This window comes from Pseudomonas sp. 21, assembly GCF_000955805.1.
Taxonomy (GTDB): domain Bacteria; phylum Pseudomonadota; class Gammaproteobacteria; order Pseudomonadales; family Pseudomonadaceae; genus Pseudomonas.
On sequence record NZ_JYOA01000009.1, the window covers coordinates 28,475 to 55,121 of the forward strand.

At 67.4% G+C, this 26,647-nt stretch carries 25 protein-coding genes; 7 read left to right on the top strand and 18 right to left on the bottom strand.

Going from position 1 to position 26,647, the window contains the following annotated elements; all coding sequences use genetic code 11:
• Positions 1–27: 27 nt before the first annotated feature.
• Positions 28–2,559 (bottom strand): ATP-dependent helicase HrpB, encoded by a 2,532-nt coding sequence (gene hrpB, locus UB43_RS21190; protein WP_045215002.1) that lies wholly within the window; start codon positions 2,557–2,559, stop codon positions 28–30.
• A 192-nt stretch (positions 2,560–2,751) separates the two neighbouring features.
• On the opposite strand from hrpB, the gene UB43_RS21195 reads away from it, so the two are divergent.
• The 3 genes from UB43_RS21195 to UB43_RS21205 are packed head-to-tail and all read left to right on the top strand — an operon-like array spanning position 2,752 to position 4,578.
• Positions 2,752–3,168, top strand: coding sequence for a hypothetical protein (locus UB43_RS21195; RefSeq protein ID WP_045215005.1), 417 nt, complete (start codon positions 2,752–2,754; stop codon positions 3,166–3,168).
• A 1-nt stretch (position 3,169) separates the two neighbouring features.
• Entirely contained in the window at positions 3,170–3,682 is a 513-nt protein-coding gene (locus tag UB43_RS21200) for a DinB family protein (protein WP_045215008.1), read from the top strand.
• On the top strand, positions 3,682–4,578 hold the full coding sequence (locus UB43_RS21205) for a cation diffusion facilitator family transporter (RefSeq protein ID WP_045215011.1): 897 nt from the start codon (positions 3,682–3,684) through the stop codon (positions 4,576–4,578). The genes UB43_RS21200 and UB43_RS21205 overlap by 1 nt, the downstream gene beginning before the upstream one ends.
• Before the next feature lie 6 nt (positions 4,579–4,584).
• Here the strand turns inward: UB43_RS21205 and UB43_RS30115 are convergent, their stop codons facing one another.
• Positions 4,585–5,769 carry a DUF6515 family protein gene (locus UB43_RS30115; RefSeq protein ID WP_256205204.1) on the bottom strand — a complete coding sequence of 395 codons (1,185 nt, stop codon included), beginning with the start codon at positions 5,767–5,769 and terminating at the stop codon, positions 4,585–4,587.
• Between the two features lie 441 nt (positions 5,770–6,210).
• Between UB43_RS30115 and UB43_RS21215 the strand changes: the two genes are divergently transcribed.
• The gene (locus tag UB43_RS21215; RefSeq protein ID WP_024763946.1) at positions 6,211–6,690 is read left to right on the top strand and encodes an Lrp/AsnC family transcriptional regulator; all 480 of its coding nucleotides are present in this window, start codon (positions 6,211–6,213) and stop codon (positions 6,688–6,690) included.
• A gap of 335 nt (positions 6,691–7,025) precedes the next feature.
• The gene (locus UB43_RS21220; protein WP_015475469.1) at positions 7,026–7,229 is read left to right on the top strand and encodes a DUF2788 domain-containing protein; all 204 of its coding nucleotides are present in this window, start codon (positions 7,026–7,028) and stop codon (positions 7,227–7,229) included.
• Positions 7,230–7,256: 27 nt separating this feature from the next.
• Here UB43_RS21220 and UB43_RS21225 read toward each other — a convergent pair whose 3' ends face one another.
• The 4 genes from UB43_RS21225 to UB43_RS21240 form a co-directional block, all read right to left on the bottom strand.
• Positions 7,257–8,492 (bottom strand): amidohydrolase family protein, encoded by a 1,236-nt coding sequence (locus UB43_RS21225; RefSeq protein ID WP_045215013.1) that lies wholly within the window; start codon positions 8,490–8,492, stop codon positions 7,257–7,259.
• 10 nt (positions 8,493–8,502) lie between these two features.
• Complete coding sequence (locus tag UB43_RS21230) at positions 8,503–9,819, bottom strand: MFS transporter (protein WP_045215016.1); 1,317 nt, start codon at positions 9,817–9,819, stop codon at positions 8,503–8,505.
• Positions 9,820–9,929: 110 nt separating this feature from the next.
• Positions 9,930–10,838 carry a LysR substrate-binding domain-containing protein gene (locus tag UB43_RS21235; protein WP_045215020.1) on the bottom strand — a complete coding sequence of 303 codons (909 nt, stop codon included), beginning with the start codon at positions 10,836–10,838 and terminating at the stop codon, positions 9,930–9,932.
• 138 nt (positions 10,839–10,976) lie between these two features.
• Entirely contained in the window at positions 10,977–11,543 is a 567-nt protein-coding gene (locus UB43_RS21240) for a pseudouridine synthase (RefSeq protein WP_045215022.1), read from the bottom strand.
• 151 nt (positions 11,544–11,694) lie between these two features.
• On the opposite strand from UB43_RS21240, the gene UB43_RS21245 reads away from it, so the two are divergent.
• The gene (locus UB43_RS21245) at positions 11,695–12,747 is read left to right on the top strand and encodes an MBL fold metallo-hydrolase (protein WP_045215025.1); all 1,053 of its coding nucleotides are present in this window, start codon (positions 11,695–11,697) and stop codon (positions 12,745–12,747) included.
• Between the two features lie 232 nt (positions 12,748–12,979).
• Here UB43_RS21245 and UB43_RS21250 read toward each other — a convergent pair whose 3' ends face one another.
• The 3 genes from UB43_RS21250 to amn form a co-directional block, all read right to left on the bottom strand.
• Positions 12,980–13,543 carry an SEC-C metal-binding protein gene (locus tag UB43_RS21250; RefSeq protein ID WP_045215027.1) on the bottom strand — a complete coding sequence of 188 codons (564 nt, stop codon included), beginning with the start codon at positions 13,541–13,543 and terminating at the stop codon, positions 12,980–12,982.
• Between the two features lie 116 nt (positions 13,544–13,659).
• A complete protein-coding gene (gene deoC / locus UB43_RS21255) occupies positions 13,660–14,436 on the bottom strand; it encodes a deoxyribose-phosphate aldolase (protein WP_045215030.1) in 777 nt (258 codons plus the stop codon).
• A 143-nt stretch (positions 14,437–14,579) separates the two neighbouring features.
• Positions 14,580–16,055, bottom strand: a complete 1,476-nt coding sequence (gene amn / locus UB43_RS21260) for an AMP nucleosidase (protein WP_045215033.1) — start codon at positions 16,053–16,055, stop codon at positions 14,580–14,582.
• A gap of 181 nt (positions 16,056–16,236) precedes the next feature.
• Here amn and UB43_RS21265 point away from each other — a divergent pair, with 181 nt between their 5' ends.
• Positions 16,237–17,301 (top strand): LirA/MavJ family T4SS effector, encoded by a 1,065-nt coding sequence (locus UB43_RS21265; protein ID WP_052969592.1) that lies wholly within the window; start codon positions 16,237–16,239, stop codon positions 17,299–17,301.
• Here UB43_RS21265 and UB43_RS21270 read toward each other — a convergent pair.
• The 9 genes from UB43_RS21270 to UB43_RS21310 form a co-directional block, all read right to left on the bottom strand.
• Complete coding sequence (locus tag UB43_RS21270) at positions 17,298–18,950, bottom strand: acyl-CoA dehydrogenase family protein (RefSeq protein ID WP_045215037.1); 1,653 nt, start codon at positions 18,948–18,950, stop codon at positions 17,298–17,300. The genes UB43_RS21265 and UB43_RS21270 overlap by 4 nt on opposite strands.
• Positions 18,947–19,630: a TetR/AcrR family transcriptional regulator gene (locus UB43_RS21275; RefSeq protein WP_045215039.1), complete on the bottom strand. Its 684-nt coding sequence runs from the start codon at positions 19,628–19,630 to the stop codon at positions 18,947–18,949. The genes UB43_RS21270 and UB43_RS21275 overlap by 4 nt, the downstream gene beginning before the upstream one ends.
• A gap of 121 nt (positions 19,631–19,751) precedes the next feature.
• Entirely contained in the window at positions 19,752–21,002 is a 1,251-nt protein-coding gene (locus tag UB43_RS21280; RefSeq protein ID WP_045215042.1) for an OprD family porin, read from the bottom strand.
• 240 nt (positions 21,003–21,242) lie between these two features.
• Positions 21,243–22,220 (bottom strand): NADH:ubiquinone reductase, encoded by a 978-nt coding sequence (locus tag UB43_RS21285; protein ID WP_045215045.1) that lies wholly within the window; start codon positions 22,218–22,220, stop codon positions 21,243–21,245.
• Positions 22,221–22,239: 19 nt separating this feature from the next.
• On the bottom strand, positions 22,240–23,157 hold the full coding sequence (locus UB43_RS21290) for an SDR family NAD(P)-dependent oxidoreductase (RefSeq protein ID WP_015475457.1): 918 nt from the start codon (positions 23,155–23,157) through the stop codon (positions 22,240–22,242).
• Positions 23,158–23,205: 48 nt separating this feature from the next.
• Positions 23,206–24,351, bottom strand: coding sequence for an acyl-CoA dehydrogenase family protein (locus UB43_RS21295; RefSeq protein ID WP_045215048.1), 1,146 nt, complete (start codon positions 24,349–24,351; stop codon positions 23,206–23,208).
• 16 nt (positions 24,352–24,367) lie between these two features.
• On the bottom strand, positions 24,368–25,135 hold the full coding sequence (locus UB43_RS21300; protein WP_177329817.1) for an enoyl-CoA hydratase/isomerase family protein: 768 nt from the start codon (positions 25,133–25,135) through the stop codon (positions 24,368–24,370).
• Between the two features lie 8 nt (positions 25,136–25,143).
• Positions 25,144–26,202, bottom strand: a complete 1,059-nt coding sequence (locus tag UB43_RS21305) for an acyl-CoA dehydrogenase family protein (protein ID WP_045215052.1) — start codon at positions 26,200–26,202, stop codon at positions 25,144–25,146.
• A gap of 4 nt (positions 26,203–26,206) precedes the next feature.
• Positions 26,207–26,611: a PaaI family thioesterase gene (locus tag UB43_RS21310; RefSeq protein ID WP_037006947.1), complete on the bottom strand. Its 405-nt coding sequence runs from the start codon at positions 26,609–26,611 to the stop codon at positions 26,207–26,209.
• Positions 26,612–26,647: the final 36 nt, after the last annotated feature.

A 26,647-nucleotide genomic window follows, 5' to 3' on the forward strand; every position in this document is an offset into this window, starting at 1 on the left:
GCATGGCCCGCTCCTACAAGGCTCTGCTCAGGTCCCGCGCGGCTTGGCCCGCGCCGTCGGCTCGGCGATCAGCGGGTCGTCCGGCCAGTAGTGCTTGGGATAGCGCCCCTTGAGGTCTTTCTTCACTTCGGCATAGGTACTGCGCCAGAAGTTGGCCAGGTCCTGGGTCACCTGCACCGGCCGCTGCGCCGGAGAGAGCAGGTGCAACTTGACCGCCACCCGGCCCTGGGCGATGCGCGGCGTATCGGCGAGGCCGAACAACTCCTGCAAGCGTACGGCAAGCACCGGTGGGAATTCGCTGTAGTCCAGGCGGATGTTCGACCCGGACGGCACCTGCAAGGTGCGCGGCGCCAGCTCGTCCAGGCGTTGCGGCAATGGCCAGGGCAGCTGCGCCTGGAGTATCCCGCTCAGCTCCAGGTTGCCGAAATGCGAGAGCCGCGAAACCTTGCCCAGGTACGGCAGCAGCCAGTTCTCCAGCGAGCCCAGCAAGGCGGCGTCGCTGACATCCGGCCATTCGCTTTCCCCCTTGCCCTCCAGATCCAGCCGCCGCAACAGGGCGATGCGTGCCTGCCACTGGCGCAGCTCCGGCGTCCACGGCAGAAGCTCCAGGCCCTTGCGGCGCACCAGCCCGAGCAGTGCGCGGCTGCGGGCTTCGGCGTCCAGGTTGGGCAGCGCCTCGGTGGACAGCACCAGTTCGCCGACCTTGCGCTGACGCTCGGCGCGCAGCACGCCTTCGCGCTCGTCCCACTCCAGCTCGTCGTGGACGCTCACCTGTTCGGCGAGGATCGACTCGAACAGCGCCGGTTCCAGCGCCGCCGCCAGGTAGATGCGTTCCTCGCGCTGGCCCTGGCGGCTGCCGAGGTCGGCGACCACCAGCCAGGCTTCCTTCATCAGCGCATCCGGCTCGCCGAACAGCGCGGCACGGCCGTTGGCCAGGCGGTATTCGCCGCCACCGACGCGGCGCTGGCGGGCGATGCGGTCCGGGTAGGCGAAGGCCAGCAGGCCACCGAGCCAGCGCGGATGCTCGGGGTCGGCCACCGGTTCGCGGGCCGGGCCTCGCAGGTAGCCCTTGAACTGCCGCGCCAGCTGGCGAACGCGCTGTACCGCACCACGGCTGGCGCGCGGAGCGTTCTGCTCGCCGGCCAGCAGGGCGATGCGATGGTGCAGGTCGGCGTCGTTGCCGCGCAGGATGTCGCGCTCGCCCAGCAGGGCGGCCAGATCACAGGCCAGTTGTCCCAACCCCAACGCGTGGCCGCGCAGCAGCAGGTGGGCGATGCGCGGGTGCGCCGGCACCTCGGCCATGGCCTGGCCGTGGGGCGTGAGGCTGCCGCCACCGGCGCGGGAGGCCAGGGCGCCGAGGCGATCCAGCAGGTCCTGGGCCTGTGCATAGGCGGCGGCCGGCGGCAGGTCGAGCCAGGCCAGCTCCTGCGGGGCGACGCCCCAGCGCGCCAGTTGCAGGGCGAGGCCGGCGAGATCGGCCTGGAGGATTTCCGCCGCGCCATAGGCCGGCAATTGGTCGTGCTGCCCCTCGGACCACAGGCGATAACAGGCGCCCGGTTCCAGTCGTCCGGCACGGCCGGCGCGCTGGGTGGCGGAGGCGCGGGAGATGCGCTGGGTGTCCAGACGGGTCATGCCGCTGCCCGGATCGAAGCGCGGCACCCGCGCCAGCCCGGCATCCACCACGACGCGCACGCCGTCGATGGTCAGGCTGGTCTCGGCGATGTTCGTGGCCAGTACCACCTTGCGCTTGCCCGCCGGCGCAGGCTCGATGGCGGCGCGCTGGGCGTCGAGATCGAGTTCGCCGTGCAGCGGACAGAGGAGTACCTCGGGGCGGCCGGCCAGTGCGTCACCCAATTGTTCGGCGACACGGCGAATCTCCGCCTGGCCGGGCAGGAACACCAGCAGGCTGCCGGGCTCATCCGCCAGCGCCTGCTGCACGGTCTGCACCACGCGCGGTTCGATGAACTCGCCGGCCTGCCACGGCCGACCCCAGCGGATGTCCACCGGGAACATGCGGCCCTCGCTGCGCACCACCGGGGCGTCGTCCAGCAACGCGGACAGGCGCTCGCCCTCCAGCGTGGCGGACATCACCAGCACCTTCAGCGGCGGCTCGTCGCGCAGCAGCGCGCGGCCATTGAGGGTCAGCGCCAGGGCCAGGTCAGCGTCAAGGGAGCGCTCGTGGAATTCGTCGAAGATCACCAGGCCCACGCCTTCCAGTGCCGGGTCATCCTGGAGGCGGCGCGCGAGGATGCCTTCGGTGACCACCTCGATGCGCGTCCCGGGGCCGACCCTGCTGTCCAGGCGGATGCGGTAACCGACGGTCTCGCCGACTGTCTCGCCCAGCTCACTGGCCAGACGCTCGGCAGCAGCGCGGGCGGCCAGGCGGCGCGGCTCCAGCATCAGGATCGACTGCCCGGCCAGCCACGCCTCGCCCAGCAGCGCCAGCGGCACACGGGTGGTCTTGCCGGCGCCGGGCGGCGCTTCCAGCACCACCTCGTGGCGCGCAGCCAGGGCCTGGCGCAAGTCGGGAAGGACGCTGTCGATGGGAAGGGCGTTCATGCCGGCTCCTGGAACTCGAATTTCATAAGGCGGTAACCCGGACTACGCGGGGCCGGCGATTATAGCGGGCGAACCGCGGTGCCAACTCGGCAGTCATAGAAGCAACGAGAACGCCGGCTAGTGCGAAACTGCCAGCAGCGACAGCGAGCTCGTTGATATAGTTGTCTGCATCATCCTCCCGGAGGTTTTTTCATGCGCCTTGCCACCCGAGTCTCCTGTGCAGTCCTGAGCGCCGCCCTGTTCAGCCAGCTGACGGCCTGCGGCACCCTGTTCTACCCCGATCGTCGCGGCCAGATCGACGGCCGCATCGACCCGGCAGTCGCTGCCCTGGACGCCGTGGGTCTGTTGTTCTACGTCATCCCGGGCCTGATCGCCTTCGGCGTAGACTTCGCCACCGGCGCGATCTACCTGCCCGACGAGAAGTACTCGATCGCACCGGAGAAGCTCAAGGATGCCGTGAGTGAAGACGGCAGCGTGGACAAGGCTAAACTCAAGGCGATCCTCGAGCGTGAAACCGGCCGCAGCCTGCCCCTGGACGATCCGCGTCTGATCCAGCGCAGCGGCGACCTCCAACAACTCGCCAGCCTGGGCCTGCGCCCGGAGGCCTGATATGCACGGCGCTCTCGCTTCACACCTTCAGCAACTCCTGGCGTACCACCAGTGGGCCTACGAACGCATCCTGGAGGCCGTCGCGCCGCTGGATGAAGAGGCCTACCGCGCACCGCGCGGGCTGTTCTTCGGCAGCCTGCACGGCACCCTCAACCACCTCGCGGTGGTCGATCGCATCTGGTTCGCCCGTGTGCAGCGAGAGCCCTGGCAGTTCGAACGTCTCGACGCCGAGGCCGCGCCCGATCGCGCCGGCCTCGCCGATTTCCTCAATGACGGGGTCGGCGCCTGGCGCCTGTGGCTGAGCAAGCAGAGCGACGCCACCCTCGGCACCCAACTGGACTACCGCAACATGGCCGGGCAGGAACACCGCCAGAGCCTGGCGAACATCGTCCAGCACCTGGTCAACCACGGCACCCACCACCGCGGGCAGATGAGCGCTGCGCTCACCGCGCTGGGCCAGAAGGCGCCGCTGCTGGATTACATCTACTTCCTGCCCAATCGCCTGGACACCTGATGCTCAAGCACGCCAGCCACGCCCACCTGATGCGGCTGGCGACCTTTGCGTCGCTCGGCGTTGCCACCACCCTGATCGTCGCCAAGGCCATCGCCTGGTGGCTCAGCGGCTCGGTCAGCCTGCTGGCCGGCCTCACCGACTCGCTGCTCGACGGCGCCGCGTCCTTCCTCAACCTGCTGGCGGTGCATTACGCCATCCGCCCGGCGGACGACGACCACCGCTATGGCCACGGCAAGGCGGAATCGCTGTCGGGGCTGGCGCAGGCGCTGTTCATCGCGGTCAGTGCCTTGCTGGTCGGCGCCCAGGCCATCGACCGGCTGCAACACCCGGAACCGGTGGAAGCCGCCGGCTGGGGCATCGCGGTGATGATCCTGTCCCTGGCACTCACCGCCGGCCTGCTGATGGTGCAGGGCTATGTGGTGAAGATCACCGGCTCCAACGCCATCCGCGCCGATTCCCTGCACTACCGCTCCGACCTGCTGCTCAACAGCAGCATCCTGGTGGCGCTGCTCCTCGCGCAGTTCGGCTGGCAGCAGATGGACGCCATCTTCGGCCTGGGCATCGCCTTCTACATCCTCTGGAGCTCGTTCCAGATCGCCAAGGAATCGGTGGCCGTGCTGATGGACGAGGAACTGCCGCCAGACGTCAGCACGCGCATGCTCGAACTGGTGCGGGAAGTGCCCGGCGTGCTCGGTGCCCATGACCTGCGCACGCGGATATCCGGCACGCACTGGTTCGTCCAGCTGCACCTGGAGCTGCCTGGCGAGCTGTCACTGTCGAAGGCGCATCAACTGTGCGACGAGGCGGTGCTGGCGATCCACAAGGAATTCCCGCGGGCCGAGGTGCTGGTGCACGCCGACCCGCAGGAAGTGGTGGGCAAAGAGACCATCAGCTAGAGAACATCAGTTGACGCTGTAGCCGCGTCCGCTCAGGCAGGCGCCCAGGGCGCGGCGGTAGTTGTCGGCGACGTAGGCCGGCGGCGCATAGCTCGCCATGGCCGGGTCGAAGCCGCTCTGGTCGGCGGCCCAGCGGTGGCATTCGTAGCGGTCGCGGGCCTGCTGGTCCGGGCCCTGGTTGTACATCGGGTACGCCATCACGTCATAGGCCGACTGCGCCACGCTGGCCACCTGCTGCTGCGGCGGCTCCACCACTTCGTAATCCTGCGAACCGGCCTGCCACAGGTAGTAGGTACCGGCGGCGAGGAAGTAGCCAATGCTGCCGATCCACACCTGCTCGGCGTAGGACGGCAGGTAGCGCACGCGCACACCGTAAGGTGGCGTCACCACCACATAGCGTGAGCCGTAAGGGCGGTACCAGTAACCATCGTTGAAGTAGTAGTCGCTGCCGCGATAGGGCACGCGGTAGTGTCCGCTGGGCATGGCATTGACCACGTAGCCCGGCCGCCAGTAGGACGGATGCGGGCCCCAGTTGCCGTGGGAAGGCGGCGGGCGACCCTGCCAGCCGGCCGATGGCGGGCGATTGCCGCCCTGCCAGCCGGTGCCGCCGTGGTCGTTGCTCGGCGGGCGGCCTTGCCACTGCCCGCCATTGTTGCCCTGCGGATGCCCTTGCCACTGGCCACCGTTGTTGCCCGGCGGACGGCCCTGCCATTGCCCGCCAGGGCTGCCCGGCGGACGTCCTTGCTCCTGGCCGCCGTTATTGGCCTGCGGATGGCCTTGCCATTGACCGCCATTGTTGCCCTGCGGACGGCCCTGCCACTGGCCGCCAGTGTTGCCCTGTGGACGACCGTGCTCCTGGCCTCCATTGCTGCCTTGAGGGCGACCCTGCCACTGGCCACCGTTGTTGCCCTGCGGGCGACCGTGCTCCTGGCCTCCATTGCTGCCCTGCGGGCGACCCTGCCACTGGCCACCGTTGTTGCCCTGGGGACGGCCGTGCTCCTGGCCTCCATTGCTGCCTTGCGGGCGACCCTGCCACTGGCCACCGTTGTTGCCCTGGGGGCGTCCCTGGGGCTGCCCGCCGCCTGACGACGGATGGCCCTGCATATCGGGCCCATCGGCCGCCAGCGCCTGGACCGCGACGGCCAGAGAAAGCACAGCGAACGAGGCGAACCGCCCGATACCCGACTTCATGGAATCCTCACTTCGGCGATGGCCGAAAACCGTGATGCGACATTGCCATAGACCACGGCGCGAAGCCGCCATTGCAGCGCGCTGGGTAAAGTCAGGGTAAAGATGGCCGGGGTAAATTGCGGGCAAGAAAAAAGGGAGGCTCGTCAGCCTCCCTTCCGGAATCTCGTCCTGCTCGTCGCTGTTGGCGCCGGCTCACCTCGCTCCGCCTTCTGGGCAGTGCGTAGCCCGGTGGCCGGCGCGATCCTGTGGGGTCGGCGGGCCGCGAAGCGCCTGATTGGGCGGATCGCAGGGGACGTGATGTCCGGGCTGTGAATCTGGGAGAAATAGTACGGCGACAGAACAAGGAAATGATTGCTAAGATTGCTCATACAGGCACCACCTGAGCAACAAACAGCTAAAAATTACGCCAAAAGCGCAATTCATTTAAAATCCGAGGCTTTCATGGACAAGCTGGACCGCTACGACCTGCGAATTCTTGCCGAACTGCAACGCGACGCGCGCATCTCCAACCAGGAACTGGCCGAGCGTATCGGCCTGTCGCCCTCCCCCTGCTCGCGGCGGGTCAAGCAACTCGAAGACGACGGCTACATCGTCCGCCAGGTCGCCCTGCTGGACAGCAAGAAACTCGGCCTGAGCCTCACCGCCTTCGTGTTGATCGGCATGGACCGGCACACCCCGGAGCGTTTCGAGCACTTCCAGCAGATCATCGGCAAGTGCCCCGAGGTGCTGGAATGCAGCCTGGTCACCGGGATGGACGCAGACTACCAGCTCAAGGTGATGGTGCCGGACATGGAGCATTACCAGCACTTCCTGCTCGGCACCGTGACCCGCATCGAAGGGGTGACCAGCGTGCGCTCTAGCTTCGTGCTGCGCAACGTCCTGGCCAGCACCGAGCTGCCGCTGGATCACCTGCGCGTCTGATCGACGTTCTGCAGGAGCGAGCCTGCTCACGCACGTGGCCTCCTGGCACGCCGGTGCCGTGCGGTTCGCGAGCAAGCTCGCTCCTACAACCTGCCCCCTGCGACACAGCAGCGCACCCTGGCTCCCGCCGAACGAAATCGAAACCGGAGAATTCCCCGCCAGCCGGGCCGCGGCGGGAATTTTCGCGGCATTGCCTCCGTCGTGCAGGAGGAACTGATCAATTTATGAACGGCCCTGAACGACAGATCGCCGCATGCGTATAATGCGCGCCTTCTCCACCACCACCCTCAGTCCCGGCGCCCCACCGAACACATCCGTACCGGGCAGGAGCAGCAATGAACGAAAGTTTCGAAGACTGGATGATGTATGGCCTGGTGACCGGCCTGATCCTGTTCATGGCCTTCATCGTCTGGGACCTCGCCAAGAAGTCCAAGGCCGGCCGCATGGGCACCATGGTGCTGTTCTTCGCACTGGGCCTGGGCGTACTCGGCTTCCTGATCAAGTCCGTGGTCGTCGCTGGCCTCGAAGGCGGCTTCTGACGCCTTCCGCCAGGGAGCGCCAGCGCATCAGTGCCGGCGCCCCTTGACCAACCGCCCCCGCTGCAACACGTACTCGATCCGCTCGCCGCTGCCGGCCAGCAATTCGATGTCCTGCAGCGGGTCGCCGTCGATGACCAGCAGGTCGGCCAGAGCGCCAGCGGCCACCACGCCCAACTCCGCGCCACACTGGAGTATCTCGGCCGCCACGCTGGTGGCCGAGCGCAGGGCGTTCAGATTGCCGACGACCTCGGCGCGAATGCGAAACTCCTCGCCCTGGAGATGGTGCATCTCGCCCAGCAGGTCGGAACCGAACCCCATCGGCACGCCCGCCCGGGCATAGATCTCCAGCGACGCCCGCCCGGCCGCGCGCACCTCCTCGATCTTCGCCAGTGACTCCGGCGGCAGGCCCAGCACCGCGCCATGAGTGGCCAGGGCATCGTAAGTCACCAGGGTCGGCACCACGAAAGCACCCTGGGTGTGCATGAAAATGGCCGTGGCCTCATCCACCAGGTTGCCGTGCTCGATGGTGCGCACGCCGCAACAGACCGCCCGTTCAATGGCTCGCGGGGTGTAGGCATGGGCCATCACATAGGTCTGCGCAGCCCTGGCCTCGGCGACGATGGCCTGGATTTCCTCCAGGGAATACTGGGTATTGCCGATCGGATCGTTGGGCGAAGCAACGCCACCCGAAGCCATGATCTTGATCTGCGTGGCCCCCTTCTGCAGCTCCTCGCGCACCGCCAGGCGAACGCCCTCCACCCCGTCGACCACGCGTGCGATGGCCCCTGCTCGGAAGCAGCAGGAACAGGGTTCGAGAAAGTCGCCGCGCGGACGGAAGTCGCCGTGGCCGCCGGTCTGCGACAGTGCCTTGCCCGACGGGAAGATGCGCGGTCCCGGCACCAGTCCCATCTGCACCGCCCGCGCCAGCCCCCAGTCCGCACCCCCGGCGTCACGCACGGTGGTAAAGCCCCGCTCCAGCATCGCCCGCAGAATCGGCAGCGCGCGGATGGTGGTCAGCGTATTCGGCTGCAAGGCGTTCAAGCCCAGGTTCGCGCTAGCGGCCAGCACGTGCACGTGGCAATCGATCAGCCCGGGCATCACGGTCTTTCCGGCCACGTCCAGCACTCGGGCCTCCGGGAACGCCAGCGGGCGGTCGCTGACCTCGACTATCCGTTCGTTCTCGATGACGACGTGGTGGTTTTCCAGCAGAACGCCCTGCGTCAGGTCCAGTACATTGCCACCTTGGAGCACGGTCAAAGCCATGGTGAATACCTCAGAGTCCGGAGGGAGAAGAAGGTCGTACGTCCTTGATGCAGAACGTGCCGGCCAGGCTGATGGCGGCGGCGACCATGACGTAGAGCGCCGGCGCCATGTTGCTGCCCGTGCGGGCGATCAACCAGGTGATGAAGAAGGGGGCGAAGCCGCCAAACAGCGTCACCGAGGCGTTGTAGGCGACGGACAGGCCCGTGGAGAGCACCCGGGCCGGGAACAACTCGGCGAAGACGGCCAGGATCGGGCCGGTGTAGGCGGCGATCAGCAGACCGAATATCGCCTGGAACACCAGCAGCGATAGCAGCCCCGGCGACCGGTTGATCCAGGCGAAGAGTGGCCAGCTGAGCAGCAGGATCGCCAGGGCGGCGGCGCTGAGGAAGATGCGTCGTCCCCAGCGGTCGGCCAGATGCCCGACCAGCGGCGAACCCAGCATGATCACCGCGCCGCCGAGCATCCCCGCGAGCAGCCCGGTGGCGGGCGGCAAGCCGAGCGTACGCAGCGAATAGGTCGGCATGTAGAACAGCAGCACATAGGTACAGACCGTCCACAGGACCACCAGCGAAAAGCTTGCAAACGTCTCCTGCGGGAAGCGCGAAAACACCTCGCGCAGCGGCGAACGCTCGGCCGCCTGCGCCTGCAATTCGGCGAACACCGGAGTCTCCTCCAGGTGTCGGCGAATGAAGTAGCCGACCGGCCCGATCAGCAACCCCAGCAGGAACGGCACGCGCCATCCCCAGCTGTACAGGGCCTGCTCGTCCAGCACAGTGGTGATCAGGGTGCCAGTGGCCGCACCGAGCAGCACGGCGAAGCCGATGCTCGACTGGATCCAGCTGGAGTAGAAGGCGCGCCGATGCGCCGGCGCATGCTCGCTGAGGAAGGCCGTGGCGCCGCCCATCTCGCCGCCGGCGGAGAACCCCTGCACCAGGCGCGCGAAGACGATCAGCAACGGCGCCGCCATGCCGACCTGTTCATAGGTCGGCGCCAGACCGATCATCGCGGTGCCGATGGCCATCAGCAGGATCGTCAGCGACAACGCGGCCTTGCGCCCTACCTTGTCGGCATACACGCCCAGCACCAGGCCGCCGATGGGCCGCATGACGAACCCCACGCCGAAGGTCGCCACCGCCATCAGCATCGAGCTCAGCTCGTCCGCGGCCGGGAAGTACAGATGGGCAATGATCACCGCGAAGAAGCTGTAGACGGTGAAGTCGAACCACTCCAGGCCATTGCCCAGCACAGTGGCGATGATCGCGCGGCGCTCGGGCGACGCAGGGACAGGCCGCACGGGCACGGTCTCGGAAGGCAGGGCAGCTTGCATGGTTATTGTTATCCTTGGCTATCGGCAATAACGCGATGCTAAGGACGATCCTGCACCCGGTTGAAACGCTGGATTCGCATGCCGCCATGCGCCCAGCGCATGGCCAAGGCTCAGCGACGCAGTTGCTCCTGCGCCTGCTCCAGCAACCAGCGGCTGAACAGGCGGCTGGCCTGGCTCTGCATCCGCTCAGTGGGCGTCAGCACGAAGTAGCCGCCACCGTGGCTCGCCGAAGCGTCGGTGACGCGCAACAGCCTCCCGTCGAGCAGGTGCTCGTCGATCATGTAGCGCCAGCCCAGCACAATGCCCTGGTCGAGCAGCGCCAGGCGCACCAGTTGCGGGTAATCGTTGGCCATCAGGCGCGGCTGCCCACGGGTGAAGCTCAGGCCGTTGCAGCCGAACCACTCCTGCCAGGACATCCACTGGCGCTGCCCATCTTCGAGGAACAGCAAGGTTTCACCGGGCAGGTCCTCCAGCTGCAGGCAACGCCCCGCCAGGTAACCGGGCGAGCAGACCGGGAAAACCTCCTCGTCGAACAGACGCCGCGCCGTGTACTCCGTCGGGGCCGGCTCACGCAGGTAGTAAAGGCCCGCATCGAACTCGGCGGGAGCCATCGACGCCAGCGCGTCGCGCACCAGCAGGCGCAGTCGGATGCCTGGATGGCGCCGGCGAAAGCCTGGCAGGCGCCGGGTCAGCCACAGCGACGCGACACCTGAAGAACAGGCCACGGTCAGGTCCAGATCGCCGTGGCGCTTCATCACATCGAACGTGGCTTCGGCACACTGCGCCAGCAGCCGGTGCACCTCTCGCGCATAGTGCTCCCCCGCCGGTGTAAGGCGCAGCGAGCGGTGCTCGCGAAAGAACAACGGACGACCGAGGAAGCCTTCCAACTGCTGGACCTGCCGACTGACGGCGCTCTGCGTCACGAACAGTTCGTCGGCGGCGCGGGTGAAGCTCGCGTGGCGCACCGAGGCCTCGAACGCCACGAGACACTGCAGTGGCGGCAAGGGGTGGATTCGCATGGGCGCACTCCCTGAAGGGGAACTCCTGCCCAGGGCGGGACTGGAGACAAGCGGCGAGCATGCTCCGGGGGCCGGCGCGGCAACAATCGAAGCCTCGGGATTCCGGAAACGCCCTACAACATCATCCGACCATTTCCTTCAGAGCTCTGCGCTGACTTCCCGCCACTGTCCCGGCTGCAACCCGTCCAGCTGCCACGGCCCGATGCGCACGCGCACCAGGCGCAGCGTGGGCAGGCCGACCGCCGCCGTCATCCGCCGCACCTGGCGGTTGCGCCCCTCGCGGATCACCAGTTCCAGCCAGGCCGTGGGCACTGACTTGCGGAAGCGCACCGGCGGATCGCGCTCCCACAGTTGCGGCTCATCCAGTCGCCGTGCCTCCGCCGGCAGCGTCGGGCCGTCGTTGAGCTGCACGCCCTTGCGCAGCTGGTCGAGCTGTTCGTCGCTCGGTTCGCCTTCCACCTGCACCCAGTAGGTCTTCGGCAGCTTGTGCTTGGGATCGGCAATGCGCGCCTGCAGGCGGCCGTCATTGGTCAACAAGAGCAGACCCTCGCTGTCGCGGTCCAGGCGGCCGGCCGGATAGACACCCGGTACATCGACGAAATCCTTCAGCGTTGCGCGGCCGTCGCTGTCGTTGAACTGCGTCAGCACGTCGAACGGCTTGTTCAGCAGGATCAGCCTGGGTTGCGCCGGCGGCGCCTTGGCCACGCGGCGAGGCGTGGGACGGGCAGCGGGACGGCGATTGGCGGGGCGCGGAGGACGGGGCATGGCGAAAAGACTGGCAACCGAGGATGGGGGTACGGCGAATGCCCGGCATGCTAGGTTGTGCAGAGTACTCATCGCAAGAGCACGCACGAGCATGCCCATGAGCCACCCCACCTGGCTGATCACCTTGCAGAACCTCAGCGGTCGCCTTGGCGCCCGCTACCGAGGCCCGCGGAGCGCGCATTTCGACGGTGCGCGTTTCCATAATCTCGACCGCCAACCGCACAACGGCCTGCGCGCCTTTCTCAAGTGGCAGCGCGAACGCGGCCGCCAGCAGCAATGGCTCGCCCAGCCGGGTCGTGACGCCCGTGCGGAAACGCCGGCCCGCGTCGAGGGCGACGAACTGCGCGTCACCTACATCAACCATGCCACCCTGTTGATCCAGCACCGCGGCCTGAACATCCTCACCGACCCGCTCTGGTGCGAGCGCACCAGCCCGTTCAGCTTCGTCGGACCCAAACGCGTGCACCCGCCGGGCCTGGCGCTGGACGAGCTGCCGCCGATCAACCTGATCCTGGTCAGCCACAACCACTACGACCACCTGGATATCCACAGCCTGCGCGAGCTGGCGCGGCGCTTCCCGTCAGCGAAGGTGGTCACCGGGCTGGGCAATGGCGAGCTGATCCGCGCCTGCGGCTTCACCGATATCGCCGAACTGGACTGGTGGCAGAGCCTGCCGATGCCCGAAGGCATGCTGCTCACCGGCGTGCCGGCGCAGCACTGGTCGGCGCGCTCGCGGCGCGACACCAATCGCACGTTGTGGATGGGCTTCGTGCTGGAGTCACCGGATGGGCCGCTGCTGTTCCCCGGCGATACCGGGCTGGGCGAGGAGTTCGGCCTGATGCACGAGCGCTTCGGTCCCATGCGCTTCGCTGCCCTGCCCATCGGCGCCTACGAGCCGCGCTGGTTCATGCGCCACCACCACATGAACCCGGATGACGCGGTGCAGGCACACCAGCATCTCGACTCGCAGTGCAGCATGGCGATCCACTTCGGCACCTTCCGCCTGAGCGACGAGGGACAATTCACGCCGGTCAGCGACCTGGCGGCAGCGTTGCAGAAGCGAGGCGTGGCAGCGGAGCGTTTCCGCGCGCCAAAGCCGGGCGAGCAGTGGCTCGTTCCGCCGATGCCGGACGCTTCCCTGTAGGAGCGAGGGGAACGCCATCGTCATTGCTCGCGAACGCTCTTACCGGGGCAATGGTGTTGGGCGGTTCGCGAGCAAGCTCGCTCCTACAGAGAGCCGGGCGTAAAGCCCCACGAAAGCACACGGCGGTTGTCTCTGGGCAGGAGCGGAATCCTTCCGCGATTGGCATCAGGCCAACACCGACCCACCGGCAACAACTGGTTCGCGAGCACGCTCGCTCCCACGAAGAGCAGTCTCAGTTCTCGCGAACCCGCTTGCTGCAACAATTGCGATAACGCTTGCCGCTGTTGCACGGACACGGCTTGTCGCCGCGGCCGCCCAGCTCCAGCCAGCTTTCCAGGCGCTGGCGCATGGACTCGCGGACTTCCCGGCGCTCATCGTCCATCTGCGGTTTGCTCAGCTCACGGCTGAGCCAGAGGTAATCCCCCAGCAGTTCGTCACGCTCCAGCGCGTGCAGCTGTTCGACCAGCGGAACGCCTTCGTAGCGGCGCTTCGGGTCAGGCAGGAAGGCGATGGCGTCGCCGCCGGGCAGTACGTTCCACAGGCGGCCCTGGACATCACGCCAGCAGGCGCTGAAGCGAGCGCGCAAAGCCAGGCCCGGCCACTCTTCCAGGCACCAGCCATCCACCCGCTCGCCGCCCAGCCCTGCCACCGCCTTGCCCACGGAGAACCAGGGCTCGCCGGCAATGCTGTCGGGCAACGGCAGCGGCGCGGCGACTTCGGGCGTGCCGTTTTCCACCAGTCGGCGGGCGAAACGGCGCAGCGGGTTGGTGAGGTGCGAAGGGGCGCGGAAGGGCATGGGATCACCAGCGGAAAAGGTCGGCGAAGGTCCGACCGGAGGGACGCGCCACGGTTCCCCGTAGCGCGGCAGGCGAGCATTCTAGGCCCGCCCGGGGTGGCGTCAACGCGGGCCGATCAATAGTCCCGCGTGGAGACCGGATCGGCCGTGCCGCTCAGCTCGCGCAGCAGGTCGTCGAGCAGCGCGGAAGCACCGAAACGCAGGTGCTCCGGCTTGATCCAGGCGGCACCGAAACGCTCCTCCACCAGCGCCCGATAGCCCTGCGCATCAGCCAACGTGCGCAGCCCGCCGGACACCTTGAGCCCCACCTTGCCGCCCTCCTCCTCGATGGTTTCGAGCATCACCTTCACGGCTTCGGGCGTGGCATGGACCGCCGCCTTGCCGGTGCTGGTCTTGAGGAAGTCGGCGCCGCCGGCGATGGCCTCGCGGCAGGCCGTGCGGATCAGTTCCGCATCGGCCAGCTCGCCGGTCTCCAGGATCACCTTGAGCCGATGGTAGGGTCCGCACAGCGTCCTGCAGGTCCGGATCAGTTCCACCGCGCCGGTCTCCTGCCCAGCCTTGAGCTTGCGCCAGGGGTAGACCAGGTCGATCTCGTCGGCACCCTCGGCGAGGGTCTTGCGCACCTCTTCCACCACATCGGCCAGCGGCGCGTCGCCGCCAGGGAAGTTGCACACGCTGGCGACTTTCACACCGCGCCCGCCCAGGGTATTGAGCGTGCGCCGGGCAACATGCACCAGCTTCGGCCATACGCACACCGCCGCCACTTCGCCGTAAGGCGTCAGCGCACGGCGGCAGAGATCCACCGTGCTTTGCAGGTCATCGCCGGCGTTCAGCGAGGTCAGGTCCAGCAGGGCGAGCACGCGGCCCGCCGGGGTCTTGCGAGGATCGGTCATCGGCACCACTCTCCATCGGCTTTCTTCAGACGGCCGCACCGTAGGGCGGATAACGCTGGCGCCTTATGCGCCCTACGCTGCTTCCTTGATGCAGCCGGGACGACCACCATCGCCCCGGCAGGCGCTCCGCGCCCTGTCGCAGATCAGCGGAACGGCGGCTCGTCGAAGCTGCGCAGCTTGCGCGAGTGCAGCGAGTTGAGCTGGGTGCGCAACAGGTCGACGGCGGCGACGCCGATGGACAGGTGCTGGCTGACCGCCCGCTGGTAGAAGGCCGTGGCGGCGCCGGGCAGCTTGATCTCGCTGTGCAGCGGCTTGTCCGAGACACACAGCAGCGTGCCGTAAGGCACCCGCAGGCGATAACCCTGGGCGGCGATGGTGCCGCTTTCCATGTCCACCGCAATTGCCCGCGCCAGGTTGATCAGCGGGCGCTCCTGGGCCCAGTGCAGCTCCCAGTTGCGGTCGTCGTAGGTGAGCACGGTGCCGGTACGCAGGCGACGCTTGAGCTGGTCGCCGCGTTCGCCGGTCACCAGCGCGGCGGCCTCCTGCAGCGCCAGTTGCACCTCGGCCAGCGCGGGGATCGGGATGTGCGGCGGCAGCACTCGGTCGAGGATACCGTCGCGGCGCATGTAGGCGTGGGCCAGTACGTAGTCGCCAATGGTCTGCGACTGCCGCAGGCCACCGCAGTGTCCGACCATCAGCCAGCAGTGCGGGCGCAGCACGGCGAGGTGATCGGTGATGTTCTTCGCGTTGGACGGGCCGACGCCGATGTTCACCAGGGTCACGCCGTCGCCATCCTCGGCGATCAGGTGGTAGGCCGGCATCTGGAAGCGGTGCCACTCGACGCTGGCGACGATGGCATTGGCCTCGCCCTCGTCCGTGCCGCGCTCGATGATCACGTTGCCCGGCAGGACCATGCGCACGAAGCGCGGGTCGTCGCGCAGGCGCTCGAGGCCCAGGTGGATGAACTGGTCGACGTAGCGGTGGTAGTTGGTCAGCAGGATCCACGGCTGCACATGGCGCCAGTCGCTGCCGGTGTAATGCACCATGCGGCGCAGGGAGAAGTCGGTGCGCGCCGCATCGAACAGCGCCAGCGGCATCGGGTCGGCGTTCTCCCATTCGTACAGGCCATCGGCTACACCGTCGGAGGTCGCCGACAGATCGGTACTGGGAAACACCCGCGCCAGCTCAGCGGCGGTCACGCCCGAGCCACCCAGTTCGTCGCCACCTTCCACGACATAAGGGTACGGAATGTTCTGCGCACTGACGCCGACTTCCACCCGCACGGTGAAGTCTTCCATCAGCGGGCGCAGCTGCTCCAGCAGGTATTTGCGGAAGGCCCTGGGCTGGGTGATGGTCACCGCATACGTGCCGGGTACCTGGACCTTGGCGTAGGCGCGGGTGGTCGAGGGCACTTCGCCCTGGCACAGGTAGGTCAGCCGCAGGAGCGGGTAGCGGAATTGTTCGCGTTGCTGCGCATCGGGGACTTCGCGGTCCTTCAGGTACCGCTTGAGCGCCTGGTTCAGGGCGCCGGTGGCGCGCTCATGGAGCACGGCCAGTTGGTCGACGGCCTCTTCGGCGGTCTGCGCGACGAAGAACTCGTCGCCAGTCGTAAGACTCATGGTGGGCATCCTGTCTGAACGATCAGCTCCATCTTGCCTGCTTCTTTCACGGAAAGGGATGACCGATCACCGCGAATCGACCTCGTTCTTCCGCAGAGCCCGATGGCCGGTCGACTTTCAGTGGCGGCGCGATCATCTATAGTCCGACGGCACACTCATGAAATGCGCAGGGAGGCCAGCGATGAGCGTCATCTTCGAGTCAGTCAAAGCGGCGCGGGACAGCCTGAAGAAAAACGGATTCTTCTTTGGCAAGGTGGGCCTGAAGAAGGACAACGAAACACGCGGCTGGGTCCATGCCAAGGCTCCGCACGACGAAGACCTCCTGCTCGACTGCTACGCGCACATCGCTCATTTCCTCTGCACGCCGGAGCCATTCCAGACGGCGCTCGAAGCCGTGTCGGACCAGATGTGGGACTACTACCGCAACATGCCGGCCCTGACGCGCAACAAGTTCACCCGAGCGATGGGGCTGGTCGCGGTGAACCGGGGGTTTGTCTTCCAGGAGAACCTTGCCGCCGACACCTCCAAGCGCCTCATCGGACTGGGATCGCCCATTGGCGCCAAGCTGATCGCCGGCGACAACTTCATCGGCCACCTGCTGCGCAACAAGCTGTTCTGGAAAGACAGCATGGACGTCAACCACGGAGAGCACAGCCACAGCCTGCAGTGGCTGGCAATTGCCCAGCACTTCAACGGGAGCGCGGACCTGGGGACGCTGACGGTCGCCGACCTTTACGCCCTGACGGCGGACGTGGCGGCAGAAGCCGAGAACAAGCAGATCGTCCGCATGTGGCAATGGTTGGCGGACTGCTTTCCCACCTCGCTGAGCAGCAATGCCGAAACGCTCAAGGACGGCAAGAAGATCGTTTCAGACTCGTTCCGCTGCCCCCAGCACATCATGAATTATCTGTTGGGGAAGACCACCAACCGGCCACTGGAAGGCCACTTCGTTTCCAACTACCTGTACCACCGGTACCGCAACCGAGGCTGGCTGGTGTCCGACGAGCCGCCCGTCATTACCAAGCACTACACCGGCCCCGACCCCAAGTCGTACAAGCAGGAACAATGGACAAGCCAGGGCTGGCAAACTGCGAACAAACCCAGCGGAGCGATCAACCCCGCCAGATTACAGCGCACGCCGGGCACCTATTCCGCCACCCGCGCCGATACCAAGGATTACGAGCAGCACCGAGTGAGATTTCACAACAAGCCCGGCTTCATGCGCTTCTATACCACCCTCGGCTAGCCCGCCAGATGCGGCGTCGAGCGCGCCACCAGCGCCTCCACATCGACCCCGCGCGGCAGGGTCCCGTAGACGCGGCCGCCGTCGTCCAGGCGGCTGGCGATGAACGCGTCGGAGACTACCGAGTTGCCCGCTTCCAGCAGCAGCTTGGCCTGTAGCGCCACGGCGACATTCTCGGTGAGCTGGCGGGCGCGGTACTGGATGTCCTGGGTATCGGCGAAGGACGCCTTGAGGTTGCCGATGAACGAGGCCAGGCGCGCGTCACCGTGGCCATCGCCCAGCTCGGCGAACAGTGCGTCGAGCACGCCGGGCTCCTTGGACAGGGCGCGCAGCACATCCAGGCACTGCACATTGCCCGAGCCTTCCCAGGTGGAGTTGACCGGCGCTTCGCGGTACAGGCGCGGGAGGATGGTGTCCTCGACGTAGCCGGCGCCGCCCAGGCATTCGGCGGCTTCGTTGATCATCGCGGGGGCGCGCTTGCAGATCCAGTACTTGCCCACCGCGGTGACCAGGCGGGCGAACTTGTCTTCCTGCTCGTCGTGCAGGTGGTCCAGGGCGCGGCCCATGCGCATGGTCAGGGCCAGCGCGGCTTCGCTTTCCAGGGCGAGGTCGGCCAGCACGTTCTGCATCAGCGGTTGCTCGGCCAGCACGCGACCGCCGACCTGGCGGTAGGCGCAGTGGTGCGCGGCCTGGGTCAGCGCCTGGCGCATCAGCGAGCTGGAACCGATCATGCAGTCGAAGCGGGTCATGGCGACCATCTCGATGATGGTCGGCACGCCGCGCCCTTCCTCGCCGACCATCCAGGCCAGCGCGCCGCGGTATTCCACTTCGCTGGAGGCGTTGGACCAGTTGCCCAGCTTGTTCTTCAGGCGCTGGATGTAGAACTCGTTGCGGCTGCCGTCCGGGCGGTGGCGCGGCAGCAGGAAGCAGGTCAGGCCCTTGTCGGTGTAGGCCAGGGTGAGGAAGGCGTCGCACATCGGCGCCGAGCAGAACCACTTGTGGCCGACCAGCTCGTAGGCCTGGCCCGGGCCGGGAATGCCCACCGGGTAGGCGCGGGTAGTATTGGCGCGCACGTCAGTGCCGCCCTGCTTCTCGGTCATGGCCATGCCGATGGTGGCGCCGGCCTTCTGCTCGATGGGCAGGTTGCGCGGGTCGTACTCGGTGGAGAGGATCTTCGGCAGCCACTTCTCGGCGATGTCCGGCTGCAGGCGGATGGCGGGTACGCTGGCAAAGGTCATTGTCAGCGGGCAGCCGGTGCCGGCTTCGGCCTGGCTGTGCAGGTAACTGAGGCCGGCGCGGGCAACCTGGGCGCCGGCACGCGGATCGGTCCAGGGCATGGACGGAATGCCGGCCTCGATGGAGGCACGCATCAGCTCGTGGTAGGCCGGGTGGAATTCGATCAGGTCGACGCGATGGCCGTAGCGGTCATGGGACTTGAACACCGGCTTGTTCTCGTTGGCCAGAAAGCCCGCCGCCATCAGCGGGCCGCCCGCCAGCGCGCCATAGGCGTCGAGCTTCTGCTCGGCGAAGCCGCCGCCGTAGCGACGTACCCACTCCTGCAGCGGTACGTCGACACGATAGAGGTTGGCGCCGTCCAGCGGCGGCACCTGGTTGGTCACTTCGTGGGTTTCGGCGTATTGGTGCGGGATCATGGCTGGTCCTCCATCACAGGCGTGGGCCTGGCAGGTTTTGGCAAAGCAGCAGGGAACGCACCGACGGCGCGCAGGCAGAAGTTCACGAGGGCGTCGCTGACGTCCTCCAGGGAAACCTTGGAGTCACCGGCATCCCGCGCGGCGCGGGCCGGTGGCGAGAGCGGACCGATCAACGCCTCGGCGATGGCGCCGACCAGGCAGGCGGCAGTGAGCTGCACCGGCTGCGGTTGGAATTCGCCGGCGGCGATGCCCTGCTCCAGCAGGGTGATGAACAGGGCAGCGTAGGCTTCGCGGTAGACCAGGCGCTGCTCGTCCACCTCAGGGTCGACCGGTTCGGCGATCAGCGCAAAGGCCAGCTGGCGACTGCCCCAGGCACGCGCGGCGAATTGATGGAGGCCTCGATTCAGGCGCTCGGCGGCGCTGCCCGAATCCTTCAGCAGCGCGCCCAGCGCATCGACCTCGCGCTGGCTGGCGCGGGCGAAGACTTCGGCGGCCAGTTCGCCCTTGCCGCTGAAATGCCGATAGAGGCTGCCGGTGGCGATGCCGGCATCGTCCGCCAGGCTCTGCATGGTCAGCGCGGCGAATCCGCCGTCGGCCACCCGCGCCAGCGCCAGCTCGAGGATGCGCTCGCGCTGTTCGCCGTCCTTTTGCAGCCGGGCCTGGGTTTGCCGGTAAGCCATGGTCTGAACCCTGATTCATTGCATTGAAAGCAGTGAATCACGGTTCAGACTTTAGCTGAAAGGGACATTCCAGCCACGGACGGGGCGATTCTGGCCAAACCGCCACCGCCCGTAGCGACTATTACCAGAGTGGCATCTGGTAGCTGACGATGACCCGCGTTTCGTCGATGTCGTTGCCGAAATCGCTGCGGAAGGCACCGTTGCGCACCTTGAACCCGAGGTTCTTGAACGGGCCGTTCTGTACCACGTAGCCGATGTCGGTATCGCGCTCCCACTCCTTGCCGCGCCCCTGGCCGTTGAGCAGGTCGATGTGGTCGCCCTGCAGGTAGCGCGTCATGAAGGTCAGGCCGGGCAGGCCGAGGCCGGCGAAGTCGTAGTCGTAGCGCGCCTGCCAGGAGCGTTCGTCCTTGTTGGCGAAGTCGCCGATCTGCACGAAGTTGGTCAGGTACGGGTCGGTGCCGGACAGGTAGGCGAAACCGGTGTCGCCGGACATGCGCTGGTAGCCCACGCCGAAGCCGCTGCCGCCGATGCGGTAGGTGAACAGCGCGTTGAGCGCGCGGTTGTCGACATTGCTGCCGCCATCGTCGGTGGAGCGCGCCCAGCGGATGTCGGACTTGAGCGACTGGCCCTCGGCGATGGGCAGCGTGTGGACCACGCTCAGGTAGTGCTGGCGGTAGAAGTTTTCCAGGCCGCCGTAGTGGTAGCTGGTGCTGAGGTTGTCGGTCCAGCGGTAGGTGCCGCCGGCGAGGTTGAAGCGGTCGCTGCTGGTGTGGCTGCCGAGCACGATGTTGCGCTTGTTGCCACGGGTCATCGACAGGTCTTCGTCGTTGGTCGAGTCGCGCTGCTTCACCTGGCGCAGCTGGCCGAGTTGCGCGGTGAGGCCGTCGATCTCGTTGATCTCGGCGAGGCCGCCCTGGAAGGTCTGCGGGTGCAGGCGCGTGTCGTTGTACTGCACCACCGGCATCTTCGGCAGCAGCGTGCCGACCTTCAGGGTGCTCTTCGAGGCACGCAGCTTGGCGGTCACGCCCAGGTCGCTGTAGTCGTCGGCGGCGCGCTTGTCGCTCGCCGAATACGGCAGCAGGCCGGAGCCGGTGCGGTCCGGGCTAGAGTCCAGCTTGATGCCCAGCAGGCCGAGCGCATCGACGCCCACGCCGACCGTGCCCTCGGTGTAGCCGGACTCGAAGCGCAGCAGGAATCCCTGCGCCCACTCCTCGGACTTCGACTGCGCGGCGCCGCTCTGGCGGTAGTCGCGGTTGAAGTAGAAATTGCGCAGTTCCAGGTTGGCCTTGCTGTCCGCGATGAAGTCCGCGTGGGCGAACAGAGGCAGGCAGGCGAAGCTCGAAACGAGCGCCCGTACGGGAAGATTTTTCATTGTTGTTGTCTCTTCGTCAGGTGAGGTGAAGGCGGCGCCGCTGCTGTCCGGAAGTCAGTGCGAGACCCTCTCCCCCGCCCTCTCCCTGAAGGGAGAGGGGACCGTTCGCCGCCGGTTGGAACCATGGCGTCAGCCGGCACGGACAGCTCCCTCTCCCTTCAGGGAGAGGGCGGGGGAGAGGGAAGCGCCTGGTGCATAGCTCAAGAAGAAACGCTTGCTCCCACGCCGCCACATGGAAAATCACTGGATCAGCAAACCCTCCAGTCGCTCGCGGATCAGCTCGCGCGCCTGCTCGACGATGCTGCGCAGCAGTTCCTCGCAGCTGGGTTCGTCATCGATCAGGCCCTGGACCATGCCGGCCGACCAGATGCCCAGGTCGGTGTCGCCCTGTTCGTAGACCGTGCGCCCGCGCAGGCCGCTGACCAGGGTGGCGATGTCGGCATAGGTGGCGTTGCCGCGCGCCTCGATGGCCAGCACTTCCTGGCTGATGGCGTTGCGCGCGACCCGTGCGCTGTTGCGCAGCGAACGCATGATCACGTCCGTGGAGCGCTCGTCGGCGGCGCGGATGGCCGCCTTGACCTGCGGGTGGATCGGGCATTCGCGGGTGCTGAGGAAGCGCGTGCCCATGTTGATCGCATCGGCCCCCAACGCCAGCGCCGCCAGCAGTCCACGGCCATCGGCGAAACCACCGGAAGCGATGATCGGCACGCGCAACCGGTTGGCCGCGGCGGGCAACAATACCAGCCCGGGAATGTCGTCTTCGCCCGGATGGCCGGCGCACTCGAAGCCGTCGATGGATACCGCGTCGACTCCCAGTTGCTCGGCCTTCAGCGCATGGCGCACCGCCGTGCATTTGTGGATCACCTTGACCCCATGCTGGCGGAACTCGGCGATGTGCTCGCCGGGATTGTTCCCGGCGGTTTCGACCACGCGGATGCCGCTCTCGATGATCACCGCGCGGTACTCGGCGTAGGGGATCGGCTTCTGCGTCGGCAACAGTGTGAGGTTGACGCCGAAGGGCTGGTCGGTGAGTTCGCGGCAGCGCGCGATCTCGTCGGCCAGCGCCTGCGGGGTCGGCTGGGTCAGCGCCGAGAGCGTCGCCAGGCCGCCGGCGTTGGCCACCGCCGCCGCCATCTCGGCGCGGCCCACCCACTGCATGCCGCCCTGCATGATCGGGTGTTCGACGCCGAAGGTTTCGGTGAATCGGGTCTTGAACATGCGCCTGTCCTCCGGCGGTTCAGATCGGGTCCCAGGAGAACACGTCCGGGCTGCGCGCCAGGTCCATGAAGCTGCCGCGCAGCGCCGGCATGCCGTGCTCGGCGATGCTCTGCGGGGTCCAGCCGTTGTCGCTGTGCACGCTGCGCAGCGGGCGGCTCTGGCTCATCAGGAATATCTCGTGGTTGCGCGCGGCGAACACCTGGCCGTTGACCGCACTGGCGGCGTCGGAGGCGAGGTACACGGCCAGCGGCGCGTTCTTGTCCGGCGTCATGCGCTGCAGGTTTTCCACCCGCGCTTTCTGCTCCGGGGTCTCGGCCGGAATGGAGTCGGTCATGCGGCTCCAGGCGAAGGGCGCGATGCAGTTGGAGCGCACGTTGTAGCGCTGCATGTCGAGGGCGATGGACTTGCTCAGGGCGACGATGCCCAGCTTGGCTGCCGAGTAGTTGGCCTGGCCGAAGTTGCCGATCAGCCCCGAGGTGCTGGTCATGTGCACGAAGGCGCCGCTGTTCTGCGCGCGGAAGTGCTCGGCGGCGGCGCGGCTGACGAAGAAGCTGCCGTTGAGGTGCACGTTGATCACCGACAGCCAGTCTTCGGCGCTCATCTTGTGGAAGATGGTGTCGCGCAGGATGCCGGCGTTGTTCACCACGATGTCGACGCGGCCGAAGGCGTCGATGGCGCTGGAGACGATGCGCCGGGCGCTGTCCCAGTCCGACACGCTGTCGGTGTTGATCGCACCGTCGCCACCGCGCTGGCGGATCAGCCCGAGGGTTTCCTCGGCCGGCGAAGCCGAACCGCCCTCGCCCTGCAGGGACACGCCGATATCGTTGATCAGCACCCGCGCGCCGCTGTCGGCCAGGGCCAGGGCGATCTCGCGGCCAATGCCGCCACCGGCGCCGGTGACGATCGCTACCTTGCCTTCGTTGAGTCGTTGGGTCATTGCTCGTTCCTTACTTGAATTCGTGTTTGAGGTTCGTCGTGCGCACGATCAGCTCGGCAGGCCGAGCACGGCCTTGGCCAGGATGTTGCGCTGGATCTCGTTGGTGCCGCCGTAGATGGTGGTGGGCCGCGACTGGATGAAGATGCCCGCCGGGTGGAGTTCGGAGTCGTCGCTGAAGGGGTTGAGCAGCGCCGAATCCGCGCCGGCGATCTCCAGCCCCAGCTCGCTGATGCGCTGGTACAGCTCGGACTGGTGGATCTTCAGCAGGGAAACGTCCGGGCCCAGCTCCTCGCCGCGCCGCAGGCGTTCGGCGAAGCGCTCGTAGAGCGCCTTGTGGCAGTCCAGGTCCATGCTCAACGCGGCGAAACGCTGGGCGAACACCGGGTCGTCCCACAGGCCCTGGTGACGGGCCAGGCGCACCAGGCGCTCAAGGGCGAAGGTGGCCTGCTTGGGCGAGCCGAGGAAGATGCGCTCGAAACCGAGCAGTGCCTTGGCCATCCCCCAGCCGTGGTTGACCGCGCCGACGAGGTTTTCCTCCGGCACACGCACTTCGTTGAAGAACACCTCGCAGAACTCACCCTGCAGTTCGAGGTTGAGGATCGGCCGCACCTCGACGCCGGGGCTGTCCATCGGCACCAGCAGGAAGCTGATGCCCTGCTGCGCCTTGGCGCTGCGCTCGGTGCGCGCCAGCACGAAGATCCAGTTGGCCTCGGTGCCCATGGTGGTCCAGGTCTTCTGGCCGTTGATCACCCATTCGCCGTCACGCAGCACCGCCTCGGTGCGCAGGCTGGCGAGGTCGGAGCCGGCATTGGGTTCGCTGTAGCCCTGGCACCAGATGTCCTCGCCACTGAGGATGCGCGGCAGGAAGCGCTCGCGCTGGGCGTCGGTGCCGTAGCGGATCAGCAGCGGGCCGAGCATGGTGATGCCGCTGTCGGGCAGGCGCGCGCAGCCGTAGTTTTCCATCTCCTCGATCATGATCAGCTGCTTGCCGGCAGACAGCCCCATGCCGCCGAATTGCACCGGCCAGCCGGGGCACAGCCAGCCCTGCTGCGACAGCGCCTGGTACCACTCCCAGGTGTCGTCGCGGCCCAGGCGGTGGGCCGGGTTGCGGATGCGCTGCGGGTAGTTGGCGGCGACCCACTCGCGCACCAGCCGACGGAATTCGCCATCTTCGAGGGCGTTGTAATCGGTCATGTCATGGTTCTCCTGATTACTGGCCCCGGAAATTCGGGGAACGTTTTTCGAGGAAGGCCGCTTTGCCTTCGGCGTGGTCGGCACTGAGGAACAGCTGGCTCTGGAAATCGCCTTCGCGTTCGAGCAGCAGCTCCAGGCCATCGGCCAGCAGCGCCTTGGTCAGCGACAGCGCCAGCGGCGCCTGTTGCTCGACCTTCGCGGCCAGCGCGAGCGCGGCATCCAGCGCGGCACCCGGTGCGCAGAGCTGGTCCACCAGGCCGATGCGCAGCGCTTCCTCGGCCTCGATCACCTGGCCGAACATCAGCACCTGCCGCGCCCGCCCGTTGCCGATGCGCGCCGGCAGGGTGTGCAGCTGGCCGAGATCGGCGATCAAGCCGACCTTGCCGAAGCCGGCGGCGAAGCGCGCCGTGCCGCCGCAAACCAGGCTGTCGCAGGCCAGCGCCACCGACAGCCCGGCGCCCACCGCCCAGCCTTCGATGGCGGCGATGATGGGTTTGCCCATGCGCAGCATCTGGCGGATCAGGTCAGCATTCTTCTGCATGCGCACGCGGCCGGCATTGAGGTCGGTGACGTGCATGTCGCTGAGGTCACCGCCGGCGCTGAAGACTTCCGCCGAACCGGTGAGCACCACGCTGCGCACGGCGGGATCGGCTTCCGCTTCACGCAACGCTTCGAGCAGTTCGGCACGCAGCGCGGGGGACAGTGCGTTGCGTCGCGCCGGATTGTTGAAACGCAGCAGGCGCACCGAGCCATGTTCCGAACCATGGCTTTCCTGCAGCAGCATCTCGCTCATCACGCCACCTCCGCATGCAGCAGGGCGATGTAGCGCGCCCGGTGGAAGGCCAGCGAGCCCTGGCTGTTGAGCAGCACCATGGCGCGGCGCAGGAACAGGCCGATGTCGGCCTCGTCGGTGTAGCCGATGCCGCCATGCAGCTGAATCGCCTGGCGGGTGACCAGCATCGCCGCTTCGGCGGCACGCACCTTGGCGGTGGACACCAGCCGCTGTACCTGCGCGATCGGCGCACCGTCGTCCAGCGCGGTGGCCGCTTCGCCGACGATGGCGCGGGCCAGTTCGATCTGCAGTTTCAGATCGACCATGCGGTGCTGCAGCGACTGGAAGCTGCCGATCTCGCGGCCGAACTGGCGGCGCACGCCGAGGTAGTCGCGGGTCTGTTCGAAGGCCGCATCCATCAGCCCGACCAGATAGGCCGAGCAGGCCAGCGCCGCTTCGTCGAGGGCGGCGGGCGCGGACTCGACGAGTTGCGCCGGCGTGCCGTCGAAGCGCAGGCGCGCCAGGTGGCCGCCGTCCTGGGTCGCTTCCTGGTGCAGGCTGAGCCCTTCGGCGTTGCGTTGCACCAGAGCAAGGCCGGCATTGCAGGCGACCAGCCAGGCATCGGCGGCAGCACCGAGCGCCACGTGGGCGATCTCGCCGCGCAGTTGGCCGTCACGCAGCACCGGCAATGCCGCTTCCGCTTCATAACCGATGCCAGCCGGCAGGATCAGCCGCTCGCCAGCCAGCAGCGCGTCGCGCTCGTCCGCCGGCAGTAGCGCAGCGACCAGGCTCGCCTCGATCAGCGGCTCGGGCAGCAGGCCACGGCCCAGCTCTTCCAGCAGCGCCGCGTACTCGGCCATGCCCAGCCCGCTGCCGCCCAGTTCTTCCGCCAGGCGCAGGCCCGGCCAGCCCATGGCGCAGACTTCGCCCCAGGCGTCGCGGTCGACGCTCGCCTGCTGGAAGCGCAGGCGGCGCACCCGGCCCAGGTCGCCGCCGCGCGGGACCAGGGAGGCGGCGCTGTCACGGATCAGCCGCAGGCGCTCTTCGCGTTCCTCGGCCATCGCGGTGTGGTCGGTCATTTCATCATTCCCGTGTCGGTTGAACAGCTCCGGCCGCCGCGGGCCGGTACTTGAAACTGCCGGTGGCGCTGGCGATCAGCTCGCCGGCTTCATCGAAGATTTCCGCCGCGCAGAAGCACAGCGTGCGGGTGCGCTTGAGCACCCGGCCGACGGCGTTGATCTCGCCGCGGGTGCTGCCCATGAAGTGGGTGGCCATGTCGATGGTGACCATCGAGCAACCGGGCATCTGCGCGCGGATCGCCCCGGCCATGGCAGCGTCGAGCACGCTCATCAGCACGCCGCCGTGGAAGCTGTCGATGTAGTTCATCAGCTCCGGGCGGTGGCGCAGGCGTACCCGCACCACCTCGCCATCGACCCAGCGCTCCAGGCCGAGGAACTCCTGGAAGGTGTATCGATCGCGGGGGAACATGTCCGGTCCGGGCGCATGGGCGGCACGGGTGAGATC

What these genes read in the sequence shown, in the direction of transcription:
- hrpB (WP_045215002.1), bottom strand. Translation starts at nt 2,559, where the DNA reads ATGAACGCCCTTCCCATCGACAGCGTCCTTCCCGACTTGCGCCAGGCC.
- UB43_RS21195 (WP_045215005.1), top strand. Translation starts at nt 2,752, where the DNA reads ATGCGCCTTGCCACCCGAGTCTCCTGTGCAGTCCTGAGCGCCGCCCTG.
- UB43_RS21200 (WP_045215008.1), top strand. Translation starts at nt 3,170, where the DNA reads ATGCACGGCGCTCTCGCTTCACACCTTCAGCAACTCCTGGCGTACCAC.
- UB43_RS21205 (WP_045215011.1), top strand. Translation starts at nt 3,682, where the DNA reads ATGCTCAAGCACGCCAGCCACGCCCACCTGATGCGGCTGGCGACCTTT.
- UB43_RS30115 (WP_256205204.1), bottom strand. Translation starts at nt 5,769, where the DNA reads ATGAAGTCGGGTATCGGGCGGTTCGCCTCGTTCGCTGTGCTTTCTCTG.
- UB43_RS21215 (WP_024763946.1), top strand. Translation starts at nt 6,211, where the DNA reads ATGGACAAGCTGGACCGCTACGACCTGCGAATTCTTGCCGAACTGCAA.
- UB43_RS21220 (WP_015475469.1), top strand. Translation starts at nt 7,026, where the DNA reads ATGAACGAAAGTTTCGAAGACTGGATGATGTATGGCCTGGTGACCGGC.
- UB43_RS21225 (WP_045215013.1), bottom strand. Translation starts at nt 8,492, where the DNA reads ATGGCTTTGACCGTGCTCCAAGGTGGCAATGTACTGGACCTGACGCAG.
- UB43_RS21230 (WP_045215016.1), bottom strand. Translation starts at nt 9,819, where the DNA reads ATGCAAGCTGCCCTGCCTTCCGAGACCGTGCCCGTGCGGCCTGTCCCT.
- UB43_RS21235 (WP_045215020.1), bottom strand. Translation starts at nt 10,838, where the DNA reads ATGCGAATCCACCCCTTGCCGCCACTGCAGTGTCTCGTGGCGTTCGAG.
- UB43_RS21245 (WP_045215025.1), top strand. Translation starts at nt 11,695, where the DNA reads ATGCCCATGAGCCACCCCACCTGGCTGATCACCTTGCAGAACCTCAGC.
- UB43_RS21250 (WP_045215027.1), bottom strand. Translation starts at nt 13,543, where the DNA reads ATGCCCTTCCGCGCCCCTTCGCACCTCACCAACCCGCTGCGCCGTTTC.
- deoC (WP_045215030.1), bottom strand. Translation starts at nt 14,436, where the DNA reads ATGACCGATCCTCGCAAGACCCCGGCGGGCCGCGTGCTCGCCCTGCTG.
- amn (WP_045215033.1), bottom strand. Translation starts at nt 16,055, where the DNA reads ATGAGTCTTACGACTGGCGACGAGTTCTTCGTCGCGCAGACCGCCGAA.
- UB43_RS21265 (WP_052969592.1), top strand. Translation starts at nt 16,237, where the DNA reads ATGAGCGTCATCTTCGAGTCAGTCAAAGCGGCGCGGGACAGCCTGAAG.
- UB43_RS21270 (WP_045215037.1), bottom strand. Translation starts at nt 18,950, where the DNA reads ATGATCCCGCACCAATACGCCGAAACCCACGAAGTGACCAACCAGGTG.
- UB43_RS21275 (WP_045215039.1), bottom strand. Translation starts at nt 19,630, where the DNA reads ATGGCTTACCGGCAAACCCAGGCCCGGCTGCAAAAGGACGGCGAACAG.
- UB43_RS21280 (WP_045215042.1), bottom strand. Translation starts at nt 21,002, where the DNA reads ATGAAAAATCTTCCCGTACGGGCGCTCGTTTCGAGCTTCGCCTGCCTG.
- UB43_RS21285 (WP_045215045.1), bottom strand. Translation starts at nt 22,220, where the DNA reads ATGTTCAAGACCCGATTCACCGAAACCTTCGGCGTCGAACACCCGATC.
- UB43_RS21290 (WP_015475457.1), bottom strand. Translation starts at nt 23,157, where the DNA reads ATGACCCAACGACTCAACGAAGGCAAGGTAGCGATCGTCACCGGCGCC.
- UB43_RS21295 (WP_045215048.1), bottom strand. Translation starts at nt 24,351, where the DNA reads ATGACCGATTACAACGCCCTCGAAGATGGCGAATTCCGTCGGCTGGTG.
- UB43_RS21300 (WP_177329817.1), bottom strand. Translation starts at nt 25,135, where the DNA reads ATGCTGCTGCAGGAAAGCCATGGTTCGGAACATGGCTCGGTGCGCCTG.
- UB43_RS21305 (WP_045215052.1), bottom strand. Translation starts at nt 26,202, where the DNA reads ATGACCGACCACACCGCGATGGCCGAGGAACGCGAAGAGCGCCTGCGG.
- UB43_RS21310 (WP_037006947.1), bottom strand. Translation starts at nt 26,611, where the DNA reads ATGTTCCCCCGCGATCGATACACCTTCCAGGAGTTCCTCGGCCTGGAG.